The sequence below is a fragment of the Psychrobacter sp. NPDC078631 genome (assembly GCF_050268165.1).
Classification (GTDB): Bacteria; Pseudomonadota; Gammaproteobacteria; order Pseudomonadales; family Moraxellaceae; genus Psychrobacter.
Window position 1 is genome coordinate 242,300 of the sequence record NZ_JBNNGG010000003.1, and the last position, 15,455, is coordinate 257,754.

General features: G+C 42.2%; 13 protein-coding genes. 3 read left to right on the top strand and 10 right to left on the bottom strand.

Features of this window, described 5'->3' with window-relative positions:
- Positions 1–63: 63 nt before the first annotated feature.
- The 8 genes from ACQKCP_RS09790 to ACQKCP_RS09825 form a co-directional block, all read right to left on the bottom strand.
- Complete coding sequence (locus tag ACQKCP_RS09790) at positions 64–240, bottom strand: hypothetical protein (protein ID WP_427612193.1); 177 nt, start codon at positions 238–240, stop codon at positions 64–66.
- A gap of 204 nt (positions 241–444) precedes the next feature.
- Positions 445–2,688: a type II secretion system secretin GspD gene (gspD, locus tag ACQKCP_RS09795; RefSeq protein ID WP_427612194.1), complete on the bottom strand. Its 2,244-nt coding sequence runs from the start codon at positions 2,686–2,688 to the stop codon at positions 445–447.
- A 77-nt stretch (positions 2,689–2,765) separates the two neighbouring features.
- On the bottom strand, positions 2,766–3,671 hold the full coding sequence (locus tag ACQKCP_RS09800; protein ID WP_427612195.1) for a type II secretion system protein N: 906 nt from the start codon (positions 3,669–3,671) through the stop codon (positions 2,766–2,768).
- Positions 3,672–4,499, bottom strand: coding sequence for a type II secretion system protein N (gene gspN / locus ACQKCP_RS09805; RefSeq protein WP_427612196.1), 828 nt, complete (start codon positions 4,497–4,499; stop codon positions 3,672–3,674).
- Between the two features lie 229 nt (positions 4,500–4,728).
- Complete coding sequence (locus ACQKCP_RS09810; RefSeq protein ID WP_101204384.1) at positions 4,729–5,052, bottom strand: H-NS family nucleoid-associated regulatory protein; 324 nt, start codon at positions 5,050–5,052, stop codon at positions 4,729–4,731.
- Between the two features lie 1,034 nt (positions 5,053–6,086).
- A complete protein-coding gene (gene ssb, locus ACQKCP_RS09815; RefSeq protein ID WP_427612197.1) occupies positions 6,087–6,686 on the bottom strand; it encodes a single-stranded DNA-binding protein in 600 nt (199 codons plus the stop codon).
- 324 nt (positions 6,687–7,010) lie between these two features.
- Positions 7,011–7,622, bottom strand: a complete 612-nt coding sequence (locus ACQKCP_RS09820) for a DUF3833 domain-containing protein (protein ID WP_427612198.1) — start codon at positions 7,620–7,622, stop codon at positions 7,011–7,013.
- Positions 7,623–7,763: 141 nt separating this feature from the next.
- On the bottom strand, positions 7,764–9,128 hold the full coding sequence (locus tag ACQKCP_RS09825; protein ID WP_427612199.1) for an MFS transporter: 1,365 nt from the start codon (positions 9,126–9,128) through the stop codon (positions 7,764–7,766).
- Positions 9,129–9,795: 667 nt separating this feature from the next.
- Between ACQKCP_RS09825 and uvrA the strand changes: the two genes are divergently transcribed.
- From uvrA to ACQKCP_RS09840, 3 genes are all read left to right on the top strand, one after another.
- Positions 9,796–12,702, top strand: a complete 2,907-nt coding sequence (gene uvrA, locus ACQKCP_RS09830; protein WP_427612200.1) for an excinuclease ABC subunit UvrA — start codon at positions 9,796–9,798, stop codon at positions 12,700–12,702.
- Between the two features lie 316 nt (positions 12,703–13,018).
- Complete coding sequence (locus ACQKCP_RS09835; RefSeq protein ID WP_427612201.1) at positions 13,019–13,285, top strand: hypothetical protein; 267 nt, start codon at positions 13,019–13,021, stop codon at positions 13,283–13,285.
- Positions 13,286–13,436: 151 nt separating this feature from the next.
- Positions 13,437–14,507: a WG repeat-containing protein gene (locus ACQKCP_RS09840; RefSeq protein WP_427612202.1), complete on the top strand. Its 1,071-nt coding sequence runs from the start codon at positions 13,437–13,439 to the stop codon at positions 14,505–14,507.
- A gap of 198 nt (positions 14,508–14,705) precedes the next feature.
- On the opposite strand, the gene ACQKCP_RS09845 is transcribed toward ACQKCP_RS09840, so the two are convergent.
- Together ACQKCP_RS09845 and ACQKCP_RS09850 are read right to left on the bottom strand one after the other, a co-directional pair.
- A complete protein-coding gene (locus ACQKCP_RS09845) occupies positions 14,706–14,948 on the bottom strand; it encodes an acyl-CoA thioesterase (protein WP_427612203.1) in 243 nt (80 codons plus the stop codon).
- Between the two features lie 106 nt (positions 14,949–15,054).
- Complete coding sequence (locus tag ACQKCP_RS09850) at positions 15,055–15,336, bottom strand: DUF503 domain-containing protein (protein ID WP_427612204.1); 282 nt, start codon at positions 15,334–15,336, stop codon at positions 15,055–15,057.
- Positions 15,337–15,455 lie beyond the last annotated feature (119 nt).

The following is a 15,455-nucleotide window of genomic DNA, read 5'->3' on the forward strand; positions in this document are numbered from 1 at the left end:
ATTTTTATATAAGAATATTGCTATAGACGCATTATTGAGCTTCTATTTTCTAATTACTAGCTTCTATTTATTAGCTGCATTTTCACGAGCATCATTGATATCATTACCTTTAGATACGGTATCATGGTTGTTTACTGTCTTCGTATTGTCCTTTCGACTACTGCGCCTAGGAATGAGTAATAGTGCAGTTGCAGCCACACTTAGTAAAAGCCATTTTTTTGTATTTTTATCATCTGTCATTTTAGCTTCTGATTTACTGTCGTGGAAAATAAGATACGTAATTCATTATTCTATTAGTAACCAATATACTCAAATATAAAAGCAGCTATGTTTATCTGTGTTATGAATACGCAAGCTAATGTACGATGTAACTAGTATCTATGACATCGTACATTAATTTATGTCGGTTGAATCATATTAACCGTTATATATAGAGCTAATATTTTAACGATTAAGAGGATAGGTCGTGATACCGCTATTAGGACTATCTACTCTCGTAAAACCTTGCGAAGTAGATTTTGGCGCTTGATCACGTTTAGGGATAAGGGGATTTAGCGGCATGAGCTCGTAATCTGCACTGACATTACCATTCCAACCTTCAGTGCCGCTCAATGGTAATTGCTTGATCGTACCGTTTTTATCAATGACCAGCTGCAACACTCGCATTTGATTGAACTTGCGTTCAGTCACACTCGCTACCGCGCCGCCATCACGTAAGATAGTCGGCTGTAAAAAGATAATCAAATTGCTCTTTTGGGTGCTGTCGTTGTCAGAACGAAAGAGTCTACCGATAACAGGAACATTGCCTAGTCCAGGAACCTTCTGTTGACGTGTGGTGGTGTTATCACGCATTAATCCGCCCAAGGCGATCGTCTGCTGATCATCCGCTAGAATGGTCGTATTAATAAGGCTTTTATTGGTAATTAGCCCACTGGCATTACCCGTACTGCCTGGCACGACTGATGAGACTTCTTGCGACACTTCCAATCGTACTGTGCCATTGTCACCAATATGAGGAATGACATTCAGATTAATACCAATGTCTTGGCGATCAATTGTCTGAAATGGGTTGTTTGAGTTATTGCCACTGGTGGTAAAAGAACCTGTGACAAAAGGTACGTTTTGACCAACTAAGATACTGGCTTTTTCATTATCCAATGTCAAAATCGATGGCATGGATAGCAAGTTGGCACTGGTAGATGAGTCAAGCGCCTGTAAAATAGCACCATAAAACTCTGTATTGCCCTGACTGTCTTTGCGACTGTCTCCAATGCCTATCAATGCACCTGCGATAGAGCTGGCAGCAGCACTAATACCTGCCGTACTCGTCCCTGCTAAAGCAGCCGCCGCAAGCGTCGTCGCGCTGGCTCCCACATTGTTAAAGTTGACCACTCCATAGCCACTATTGGCATTACCTAGCGCCCACTGAACGCCTAGCTGGGTGGCATCGTCGCCTGACACTTCAACAATAGCGGCTTGAATCAATACTTGTGCACGGCGACTGTCTAATTGGTTGACTGCATCTTCAATCTCGAACATGAGCTCAGGTGCGGCATTGACGATAACGGCATTTTGAGTTTCATCGGCAATAATACTAAACGGACGACCGCCCACTCCTGTGCTTGTTCCACTTGTGCTGCTAGTCGAGACAGCGGCCGCACTGCTACCTAAGCTATCGCTGGCTGCGTTGTTGATTGCTGCACCTGTGCTGCTTACATCATTTAGCGACGCTGATTCTAACGTCGAGGTCGCGCCAGCACTATTAATAGATTGATTAGCAAGTAAGCCGCGTAACATATCGGCGATATGACCAGCACTAGCATACTTTAAACGAAAGACACGTAAACCACTTAAACGTCTGGTCGGCGTGGTATCCAATTGATTGACCATTTCTTGGACTTTAGCAATCATTTCAGGACTGCCTTTGACCAACAGTCTATCGCTCGACGTATCAGCAATCACCTTTAGCTGATTGTTGCCACCTTGGGCTTGCCCGCTACCTGCACTTGAGACTAAGGCGCTAATCAACTCCATCATACGCTCGGCATCGACGTGGCGCAGTGGTATCACTTGCAAACTGTCATTTACATTGCTATCTAAATCACGGATAAGAGCTGTCAGTTGATTAAGACTGTCTGCTCGATCGGACAATACTAGTGCATTGACACCAGGTACAGCGGCCGCGTGAGCCGACTGCGGCATCAATGGGCGAATAACACCTAATACTTCTGCAGCTTGGGTGTTGGTCAAATAAATAACTCGAGTAGCGAGCGACTCGCCAACACTATCACCGCGTAAATCAACCGCCACACCAGATTGCTTAGCAATATTATCTGGCACCAGTTTTGTCGTCATTCCCGATTCAATCGCAGCGATACCGTTCACTTGCATCACGCTCAGAAATAACTGATAGATCTCATCACGGGACAGGGCTTTGTTAGAGATGACTGTCACATTGCCATTGATACGTGGATCGAGCACAAAGTTTTGATCTGTGATGGTCGCAACTTCATTGATAAAGGCTTTGATATCAGCATCTTGTAAATTGACTTTCCAGCTCTCAGCATTGGCAAGACCAATACCAGCAGCCCATAACGGCACTGCTAGACAAAGTGGCCGACACAGGCGCATCAAACGCTGCAGGCTACGATACAAAGGCGTGGCTGAAAAATTCTGAAAACTTACCATATTGATGATTACCTACAGTGATATTGCTTACTATGTGCTGAGTTTTTAAGGAGCAATTTTGCTAAAAACCTACCTTGCTAGAACTGCTGGCGAATCGTAATAACTTGCTCACCACGTTGAACCTCTATCTGCGCTTCACCTGCTTGCTGTACTTGCTGAAGTACACCAGCATCCTGCGCAGGGTTATTACCCACGCTCTGTCCGTTGACGGTCAGTACCTTATCGCCCGGCTCTAAACCTAAACGATTACGTAGGCCAGCAGGCATCGCCGCTGTGACTTGGTAGCTTTCACCTGATGCCATCACACCCATCCTACTTAGATAACTGGCAGGGTTTTCTTGCAAGGCCGTAACCGCTTCTTCGATAGCTGACTGTGGATTACTTGAAGTGTCTGCGCCAGTTGTCCCTTCTGCCTCAGGAACAGCGTTTTGTACTGGTTGGGGCGCTGTAGGCAACATGCTATTATTTGGCAAACGCTGGTTACTTATTCCGCTTGCTAGCATATCACTTTGGTCTAATGGCATTGCCTCTGGCATTTTAATAAAGGTTTCTTTATCGTTAGCATCAGCGATGATAACTGAATTCCAGTCAACAGCCACGAGCGTATAATCGCTGTTTTTTAGCTCATCACCGATGCGGTAATTTTTGACTTCGCCATTAACATTCAGTAAGGCGGAAGACATGCTCTCAGGTATGGCTAGCAGTACGCCTTTTAGCTCAATGTTAGGAAGTGGTTGCACGGCTGCGGTAATAGGATCGGGCTCAGCAAAGATTGCAAATAAGCCACTATAATCATTGGTAGATTTGGCACTATTTTGTAGAGGCGCTAAAGGCAATGCAGGTGCTAAAGGCGCTGCTAGCAATAACCATAAAAGACGGGCGGCTGTCCAGCATAGCCAAGCAATGGCTAACAATAATAGCCAACCTGAAAAGCGATTGAGAGTATTGATAACAGGTTTTAGGCTTGCGGCAATATTAAGCATTTAGTTCGCCCCCAAACCAGCTAACAATGGCTGGCGCACACTGACAACTGGCGTATCTTGGGGGGCTTGTCCTTTATACTCAGGCATGTTCTCTAGCAAGCGCTGCGTCAAACTGACATCGAGCATATTATCGCTGTCGAGATACAGATCTCCCAAACGCTTATCTTGATTGTTCAATAAATTAATATGGAGCAAATCTCTATTGTTTTTTTGCTCTGTACTAAGCTCGGCTCTTAGAGCAGGCATCGTAATATAAAAAACTTTGCCACCACTAGGATAGCCTACCTCACCGCCAACCCAAGTCAATTGACCATCCGCTGCACTAAATCCGCCAGCGTCTTTAGCAGGTTCACTACTAGATGCATCACTTTTATCAGACTGACGCGTTAGCGATACATTATTTACTTGAATAGGGGTATTCGGCAGCTGCCAGTTGACCACACTCGCTAGCGTCTCAGGTGCAATTTTTCCACTCATGTTGTCAACTTGCCATGAGTTTAACCCACGTTTAACTTGCCCATTCAGACGTGTCTGTGATGAGTGAATATTGACGTCCGCACCTAGCTTACCTATGAGTAACTGCCAAGGCTGCCATGACCATTCTGCCATACCTGTAAGCGACGACGATGACATAGGCAACTGCCAAATAGCAGCACCTTGCCATACATTGCCAGATACATGCTGGACATAAGGCGTATCTGGCGCGTATTTCTCAAGTAACCATGCTGCTGGCATTTGCAAAACAGCAAATAGCGCAAACAACACAAACCCCACTAGCCACCAGAGCTTACGAGGACGTTTATGAGAAAACTCAGATACTTGGGTCACAGTCGTACAACTCTTATATAAGACAAAAACGTCATTATCATAACAAACAATGGCATATAGATGACAGAAAAAAAGCCAGTATCTTTTTGCCAAAATACTGACAGTAAAGATACTGGCTTTTATTTTCTCGAAAGCAGCTATATCTATCGCTAAATGGTTGTAAATACACCATTATAAATAGCAACTTCAAGCTGGCTCACAGAAATTAACTTTATAGGAAAACAGCTAATTAAATAGCAAAATCTTCGATATCACGACCTGCTGCTAGCGCTTCAACTAACCACGTTGGCTTACGGCCACGGCCAGTCCAAGTTTCACTATGGTCATCAGTATTGCGATATTTAATACTGCGTTTTTTCTCTAACTTTTCACCAGCTTTCAGTATCTCTTCGATCGTTGCATTGCTATCTTCTGCAATCTGCTCGAACTGCATATAGGCATCATACAAACGTTGATGTTGTTTTTTGGCGATAAGTTGTTGAGCGTTTTCAGTGATAGCACGTAACTCATCTACGTTCAAATTTTCTAAATCAATTGCGTTATTTTTGCTCATAATAAATCCAACTATAAAATAAGAGTGTGGCCTCTATTGAGGTATTGTTTTTCGTGAAAACATGCGGAGAACAAATCGTTCATTGGCCATTAAATCTATGTATAAAATATAATTAATTCTAAAGAATATTTAATTTCTAATAACAGCCCGAACAATCCATTATAAATAGAAAATATATAGCGATAGATGCTCATTGTATCCATTTTGAATAAAATTAGTTTTAGATAAATCTAAACACATAAGTCACCATGCTTTATATATTGCTATTATAGCTTTGAAAGCATCTTCTAATAATAAAACAAAATTCTAGTACTTTGACTACTGCTAGAATTTCGCAATGATATTTCGACAAAAATCTACTGTTAAAATAATAGAGTAGTAAGTCAATGCACTATACTCTCAAATACTGCTAATCTTGGAGATAGTTTTGCATTAGCTCTGTAACTTGCTATGTCGTTCCTACGGTACTTTCTGAATAAGTTAACCATTTCATATAAAGATCTATTATCCAAATAGCTTTCGATTTATTAATAAGAAACAAGTAAAACTTTGGCTATTATCATCGAAATTTATTTTATTTAAAAACGATCAATATATATTAACTATACGCCATATAAAGTTAGTATAGCAATTTTTAAAACTAAACGTCACTAATCATAATTATTTTTTGGTACAAACGGTCAATATAGAGTATAGAAGGTAGTAGGCATACTAGCTAATGTGAAAACCAATAGTATTAAACCAATGCCAAATAAACTTAAGTTTAATCGTTTAGGTATTAAGAGCATATTAAATAAATTAAAAATTATTCAATAAAAAATTAGTTTAGCTACGTTAAAAAGTATCAACTGAATTATATTTTTGGATTTAGTTAATCCTCTATAAAAGAGCTACAGCGTTAACCTCGCTTGAAGTATCACAGTTACATCTGCACTCAGTTGCCTTATATCTCTTTTAAACTGAATCAACTATAGCAAGCATTAAAAAAGCCCTGCAGTTGCAGGGCTTTTTTACATTAAAGTCTAAGGTATATCTTAGAACGGAATATCATCATCTACAGGGCCGTCTGGCATTGCTGTAGGCTTAGATTGTGCAGGTTTCTGTGCTGGCTGATTGAACTGGTTTTGCTGAGCAGGCGCTTGATTGTTAAAACTGTTCTGACCACCTTGAGCCGCTGGTTGGTTATAGCCGCCTTGATGTGCCATCTGGTTATTTGCTTGCTGACCAAAGTTGTTCTGGTTGTTTTGACTACCTTGATTATCGTAGCCGCCACTTTGACCTTGGTTTTGACCGCCGCCAGTTTGACCATCGAGCATCTGCATTTGTTCAGCACGAATCTCAGTAATATAACGGTCTTGACCACTTTGGTCTTGGTATTTACGTGTACGCAAACTACCTTCGATATAGACTTTGCTGCCTTTGCGCAGGTATTGCGCTGCGATTTCACCTAGACGGTTAAAAAGTGCGATACGATGCCACTCTGTCGCTTCTCTTTTTTCGCCGCTTTGCTTGTCTGTCCACTGCTCTGATGTCGCAACCGAGATATTGGTCACGCTACCGCCATTGCTAAATTGGCGTGCCTCAGGATCTGCTCCGAGGTTACCGATGATGATAACTTTATTGACTCCGCGCATAATACCGTCCTTTTACTTATGAATAGTTTAATAAATTGTTTTAATCGTTATCTGATAGCGTCAGTTGGCACTATCAATTGTATAATTTTACTTTAACCAATTTTTACCGGAATATCTATAGGCTACCTATAGTGCACGTCAGTCTATGTCGCTTAGACACTCTATCTTGATATACTAGTCGATATTGTAGAGTCTAATAAATAATAGGTAATAGGTAATAGATAAATATGCTGCTATTTTGCCATTTTAAGACGCTGAAGACCACCATCTACCTTTATCGATATTGCATAGCACCTAACTTGTTATCAAGTGATATAGAAATTTCTAGTTCGCATCAGAAGGCTTACGATGCATACTTAACGTCACGCTACCCAGCTCTATGCCGAATTTTTTCATCACTGAGCGATTGAGCATGACATCTTCATTGATAAGATACATCCAATCATCGAACGTCACTTTATAGGTTTTGTCCTCGACAGGTAACTCTAATAAGTAATTCCAGTGCAACGTATTGCCAACCACTTGCCCTGTTGCCTCACCAATGACATCACCTGCCACACCTTTCCAACTACCATCTGCCTGCTCAGTCAGGCGCCATATACGCTGCGATTTCGTGCCATCTGCCCACGAGAACTTCTCGTTTAGGACAATGACACCATCTCCCTCATGGGTTGCATCAATATCAACATAAAAGCGCTTTTTGACTTCGCCATTTCGACCTTGGAACATACCCCAACCATCGATTTGACCCGAAAAAAACTCATGCATGTCGAGCGTTGGTGTGGTGTTCTGATACGCCTGAATATTTTGCGTAGCACAACCAGAGGTCAGCAGCATGGCTGATAAACCAAGACCTACTGTTAACTTAGCTATTGAGCGATGCGCCTTCTTTTTAACCTCAATGACATTACCAGACAACATCTTAAATTTACTCATATTAATTCCTTTTAAATAGAGATAAATAGTTAGTTTCTACTTATTGATACTGGTGGTTTATGAGATTGCTGTCTGTGCAATTTTTGCTATTTGGCTTTATTTCTATATAAAAACATAAGTCTAAAGCTGTTATATATCATATTAAATATCTAGCGGACTTTGCGCCAAACTCGATAGCTGTTGACGAGAATCATCCGTCAACTGTGTCTTATCTAACTTCAAATAAGCGACTTGCTCTTTTGCCATTACGACCAGCTCATCAACACCATCTACTGCCAGCATTTGCCGTGACCAGTCTTGGATATTGATGTCTTTGGGAATAGTAACCGTCGTGCTCGATAGATAAGGTGGCTGAGAAATGGGAATAATGATAAGCAATGCGGCACCCATAATAATAGCCAGTATGCCCCACGCCAACAAATTAGGCTGGCTTAATAACAGACCACCCATTGCCCCGCCTACAAATGCTCCAAAGAACTGACTAGAAGAGTTAAGCCCCATCGCGGTCGCTTTATTGGCGACTGGTGCACGCTTAGATATCCATGAGGGAATCGTCGCCTCAAGCAGGTTAAAGCCCATAAAGTACAGCAGCAAGCCCAATATAATACCAATACCGACCTGACTACCAAGCGCGAGTATGGCTAAAGCGGCGGTCATTAATGCGATTGCACCCAAAAACACCTGACGCATTTTGCGTTTCTTTTCAGCGATGATAATAAACGGTATCGCGATGGCGAAGCCAATAAACAATAGTGGCAAATACACCATGCCTTGCTGACGTACTGATAAGCCAAGTACGTCACTGAGCTGGTGCGGCAATATCACAAATATCGCCGTCATCGTTAGGTGTAGCGCAAAGATACCGATATGTAAGCGGTTAAGATCGCCAATCTTGAGGACAGTGGCTAACTGTTGACCAATGGTTTTGTTATCCAAATTATGCTTAAGCACGCGCATAGGCGTCGGTACCACCACCAATAGCAGCATCGCCAAAATAGCAAATCCTGAAGTTAGCCAAAATAGCCCAGAGATACCGAGCGAGCCGACTAATAATGGACCAAAGGCAAACGCAAGCATAATAGAGGTCGCAATCGTCAGACCCATCGTGGCCATCGCCTTGGTACGCATTTCCTCACGAGTCACATCAGCCAATAATGCCATAAGCACAGCAGAGACCGCACCACTACCTGCCAGCGCCCGACCAATAATCACTTCGTAAATATCAGTCGCATTTGCTGCAATCATGCCGCCGACAGCGAACAGTATCAACCCTAGAAAAATAATAGGCTTACGCGGAAATTTATCAGCAGCCAAACTCATCGGTATCTGAAAGATGGCCTGCCCTAAGCCATAAATACCAACGGCCAACCCAATCAAAAACGGCGTCGCGTGTGCATAATTGTCACCGTATACAGAAAATACCGGCACAATCATAAACAAGCCAATCATACGTAAGGCAAAGATGCCACCGACTCCGAGGATTGCCCGTTTCTCTACGCTATTCATACTTGCCTCACTGGTTGATCATTGCTGGTTGCTCACTGCTATCTTTCATGACTAACACTGTGCCATACCGTGATTTATCACTACTGGTTTATCAAGGCATTGGCCTATAAATCAAGCCCCCTAGTATAAGACATTCGCCGTTTGGTTGCCGAGACTTTTGTCTTACTGGTGCAGTAACGTATGCGCCCTTAACCCAAGCCATTCATATTACGAGATTATTTTGTTACCAACTGCATCAGATGCACAGTGACACCTTGAATAATGCTGTCACCATGACAATAAAGTAAAACGTTGTCAGCAAAATTAATGGCTCACTCATCATATCTATATAACGACGAACGCTTCTATAAAATGACATTTTTGGTCAAAACCATAACAAACGATGCCTGTTACTTAACACTGATTTGATTTAGATTTGATTAGTCCTATAAAAAACAGTCATAGAAGCGACAAGCAACATAAAGCCAAACAATAATAGAAAACGAATAACTAGGCTGGCATAACTTTTACCTTATCAATGTATGTACCTTTTATAACGACACTACTTATAACAACATCATAAATTTAGAATTATTCACGTTTTAACCAACCACTTTACTGATCTATATTTACTTTTAACTTGAGATATTTCCCAATCCCCTTTTAGCAAATAGGAAACCTGTAACCGATGGCACATGACCATATCGCAATACGCGGCGCACGTACTCATAATTTAAAAAACATCGATTTAGACATCCCACGAGATAAATTCGTGGTAATTACTGGCCTATCTGGCTCTGGTAAATCTTCGTTGGCATTTGACACCTTGTATGCCGAAGGGCAACGTCGTTATGTCGAGAGTTTATCGGCCTACGCGCGTCAGTTCCTCTCACAAATGGAAAAACCTGATGTCGATAGTATCGAGGGTCTATCCCCTGCGATTGCTATCGAGCAAAAATCAACCAACCATAACCCACGCTCGACTGTCGGTACGATTACCGAAATTTATGACTATCTGCGTCTACTCTATGCACGTATCGGTACGCCATATTGCCCTGAGCACGGTGAGCCAATGGTTGCGCAGTCGGTCACTGAGATGGTCGATCAGGTCATGGCATTGCCAGATGATACTAAGATTATGATCTTGGCACCCGTCATTCGCGAGCGTAAAGGCGAGCATACTGTCTTGCTTGAGCAGCTGATTGGACAAGGTTTTGTCCGTGTGCGCGTTGATGGTGATGTCTATGACACTGATGAGCTACCGACGTTGGATAAGAAGAAAAAACATACCATCGAAGTAGTGGTCGATCGTTTTAAAGTCCGTGATGACTTGGGCAACCGTGTCGCTGAGAGCTTGGAGACGGCGCTACGTTTGGGTCAAGGACTGGTCACGCTGCACTTTATGGATGGTAATCCAAAAGAAGGCGGTGATGAAAACCAAGTCATGTCAGCCAAGCACTCATGCCCTGTCTGTGATCGTGCAGTGCCTGAGCTTGAGCCACGTATGTTTAGTTTTAACAACCCATATGGTGCATGCCCAAGCTGTGATGGTCTCGGAAAACGTCAATATTTTGCCGCTGAAAAACTGATTACTCATCATGAGAAGTCACTTAACCAAGGCGCAATCAATGGTTGGGACAAGCGTCATGCGTACTATTTTGGTTTGCTTAGCACGGTCTGTAAGTATTTCAAAATCGATATGGATGCGCCATGGCAGGATTTATCTAAAGAGCAGCAAGACCTTATCATGCATGGCTCTGGTAAAGAAAAACTGACCTTTAATTTTACCGATGAGCGCGGTCGTAAGACCAATAAGACTGTACCATTTGAAGGTGTGCTTCCCTATCTAGAGCGTCGTTATGCCAAGACGCAAAGTAACCTTGTCCGTGATGAGTTAGCCAAATATCTGGCAGATACCACTTGTAACGTCTGTGACGGCGCGCGTCTGAATGAAATCTCACGCAATGTCCGTGTCGATGACCAAACCATCGCTCAAATCGTCAAGCTGTCTATCGGTGATGCGGCCGACTATTATAAAACGCTAAAGATTGGCGGTCATAAAGGTGAAGTAGCTGAAAAAATCTTTAAAGAGATTAATGAGCGCTTAAACTTTCTCGTCAGCGTTGGACTAGATTATTTAACCCTTGCTCGCTCTGCCGAGACACTATCAGGCGGTGAAGCGCAGCGTATTCGTCTGGCCAGCCAAATCGGTGCAGGTTTGATGGGCGTCATGTATGTACTTGATGAGCCATCCATCGGTCTGCATCAGCGTGACAACGATCGCCTGCTAAAAACCCTAACGCGCTTGCGTGATTTGGGCAATACGGTACTGGTCGTTGAACATGATGAAGATGCGATTCGCCAAGCGGATCACGTTATCGATATCGGTATCGGTGCAGGCGTACATGGCGGCCATGTCATCGCTCAAGGTACAGTCGATGACATCATGGCAAACAAAGAATCGCTGACTGGGCAATATATGTCTGGTAAGAAGAAAATCGAGATTCCAAAAGTTCGTCATACTGCCAAGACTATGGACGTCGAAGTCACAGGTAAGGCCAAACCTAAGAAAGTTCCGATGACGATTGAGCTAAAAGGCGCATCAGGCAATAACTTGCACGATGTGGATTTGACCATTCCTGTTGGTATCATGACTTGTATCACGGGTGTCTCAGGTTCAGGCAAATCAACTTTGATTAACCGTACCCTTATGCCATTGGCAGCGACTCAGTTAAACAATGCCTCAACGCTGATTGCCGATAAGTTTGAAAGCATCAGCGGTCTTGAGCATTTGGACAAAATGGTCGATATCGATCAAAGCCCAATCGGTCGTACACCGCGTTCAAACCCAGCGACTTATACGGGTGTGTTTACCCCTGTGCGTGAGATGTTTGCCCAGACACAAGAAGCGCGTGCCCGCGGTTACAAGCCTGGCCGCTTTAGTTTCAACGTAAAAGGCGGACGCTGTGAGATGTGCCAAGGCGATGGTCTCATCAAAGTTGAGATGCATTTCTTACCCGACATGTATGTGCCGTGCGATACCTGTGAAGGAAAGCGCTACAACCGCGAAACCTTAGAGATTCACTATAAAGGTAAGAGTATCGCTGATGTGCTCGATATGACGGTTGAAGATGCCACTGAGTTCTTCTCAGCGATACCAGCGATCTATCGTCGTCTGCAAGCCTTGATGGATGTGGGTCTTGGCTATATTCGCTTAGGTCAGTCTGCGCCTACGCTATCAGGTGGTGAAGCGCAACGTGTCAAACTGGCGCGTGAGCTTGCCAAGCGTGATACGGGACAGACGCTCTATATCTTGGATGAGCCAACCACTGGTTTGCATTTCCATGATATCGATAAACTTCTCACTATCCTGCATGCCCTACGCGATAAAGGTAATACTATCGTGGTCATCGAGCATAACTTGGATGTTATCAAAACCGCAGACTGGGTGATTGATCTGGGCCCTGAAGGCGGTAAAGGTGGCGGATTAATCATCGCTGAAGGCACGCCTGAACAAGTAGCCGAAGTCAAAGAATCCTACACGGGCATATTCTTAAAGCCAATGCTAGAGCAAGGCATGAAAGAAGTCAGCTAATACTATTAGTCATGATTGATAAAAGGCTACTCTTCATAGGGTGGCCTTTTTATTGGGTGGAATAAGGCATTGTCTAGCCTGCACACTGTAGGTCTTGATTGATATATATCAAGACCTATAGTGCATTGCGTTACTTTTCTTAATATTTATTAAAGATATTTAAACATTAAATGTATTAATCTTTAAGGGGTTAGATATGATGCGTAGACGCATACGATATAGAAATAACTGGTTAACAACCTTGTAGCAAGTGATAGCACGTACAAATTGACACTGCTCACCCTTATACCAACCCTAAAACCTTTAAGGACTTTTTATGAAAAAATTACTGTTCATTATCTTGGCATCTACTGTTGGCGTTAGCGCCTGTGCGTCAAGCGGTACATCAAATGGCACAAGCGATCGCAATCATCAAAGACCTGCGATGTCTGCTGATATGAAACAAGCGATGGATGATTGTGCTCAACGAGCTGGCGTAAAAATGTCTAAAGAAAGTCGTCCAAGCCAAAGTGATATGAAAAAACTAGAAGCCTGTATGACTGCAAAGGGGTTTGAGAAGCCTGCAGGCCAAGGTCGTCACTAATAACTGGTATTTGTTAGATAATCATTGATGAAAGGCCACTCTTTAGGGAGTGGCCTTTTTTTGTGTTTAAAATTAGCTTAAGTTCTATTAGTACTTTAAACTGACTATTACAATTTATAAGTAATAATTTGCTTTTAAGGTAAAAGATTTAATGCAAATTTTTAGTGGAATAAAACCAAATTTTAAATTAATGGTCTTGAGCTTGGCTTTAATTTTGGTTAGCAACAGCAGTCATGCTATATCAAAAAAATGTCTGATAGACGAAGGCTATAGCCTACCTGAAAATACCAGAGTAGAGTTATTTGAGTGCTATCACAATGGTTTTGTTGAAGGCTTAGTCGTCGTTGTTCGAGGTGAAGTATTTGGCGAAAATAATAAATACGGCTTTGCAAATAAACAGGGTCAAATCATTATACCACTCAACTTTGACCACGCATCTTCTTTCAAAAATGGCTTTGCTAAGGTAGAACAACAAGGAAAATTTGGTTTTATTAATCTTAAAGGTGAACAGCTTGTGCCTATTGAATATGATTCGGCAAGGTCATTTTCAGACAGTTTTGCCGTCGTTGAAAAGGCAGATAACTATGGCTTTATCAATACGCAAGGAGAGGTTGCAATACCACTAATATATGATACAAGCTGGGATTTTTTAGGAGGTTTAGCACTCGTTGGGTTAAACGATAAAATTGGTATAATCAATCCTAAAGGGCAATTGGTTATACCTATAGAATACGACACTGCCTACCCTGCTGGCGTTGGTGACGAGCTAATAGCTTTAAAAAAAGAAGATAAATGGGGCTATGCAGATAGGACAGGCCAAATTATTGTGCCATTTATATATGATGAAGCGCGGTCCTTTAGTGAGCAAGATAATGGTCTTGCACATGTTAAAAAAAATGGTAAGTTTGGCTATATAGATCTACAAGGACAAGTAGCAATACCTATAGAATATGAAATCTTAGGAGCATTTATAGATCAAAAAATTCTAAACGAAATTAGTTTATATCCTGAAGAGCTGGCAAAAGTCAAAAAAGATGGCAAGACTTTTTATATTAATAGAGAAGGCGAAAAACTTGGCATATTTTATTTAGTTTTTAGAACAGTTCTACTTAGCATATGGCCATATATATGGCAGTTATTCTTACAGTTTTTTTTGATTGTAGTGCTCATTACAGCAATAATCAAAATTAGTCAGATTATTGTCGGAAGGTTGAAAACTTAGTAGACAGTTTAAGCAGAGCTTATAACTTCTGCTATTCTTGAGTTTTACGACTAATTTTTTGGATTTCATATCTCGGTACCAACCTATCCCTCATTATAATTAGCTTTCAAAATTTCAATGTCTCTTAAAATTTATGTATGGTTTTAGCTGATTTGAGCCACTTAGATAAACGGCCAACCAATGAGCTACCCACCCTCCCTACACCAACAATTTCTCCAAGCTTAAACGCATTTTATCTGAGATAGCAGTCGGCTTTCTCGTTTCAGCATCGACATACACATGGACGAATCGACCTTGCGCCACCGCCGTTGCCTCAACATCATTTTCATCAGCATTGAAAACCGCGACTAGATAGCTGACCGAAGAGTTACCAATTTTAGTCACGCCAATGCCGACTTCTAGCTCGTAGGTTGGGTTGACGAAGGAATCCCAACAATCCAATATTAAGCTAGGTTAACATTAAATTCTTCGTAGGGTTGGGTGTCGCAAGCTCCACCCAACCTACAAGTTAAACATTTTTCAGAATTAAGATATAAAACCAGTTAACCTAAACAAACTCCCTCTCAACATTCATTACCCTTGCATCTACCGTACGTTCTAGCTTTTCCTCAATTTGACTACATTGCGACTCGACCTCACGTTTAGATAGTCCAACGATCACAAACGTCCATTCGCTCGCGTCATGGCGCGCGCGGCCGTCGCTCTCACAAACTGCGACGCTTGGCGTATTGCCAAAGCGCGCATGCAAGCCGCCCATACGGTGGCGTTTCTCTTTTAGCGAACTACAGCCGGGTAATGAAAACGTCAGCGTCAAAATAGCGATATGCATTTTATGCTCCTTATCAAAAAATTTTACAATAGCATCCAATATAATATCCGTTAATGCCTGCGCATCAGCACCTATACCCTTTATAATAGTGTATCAATACCAACCAATCTGCGTATCTC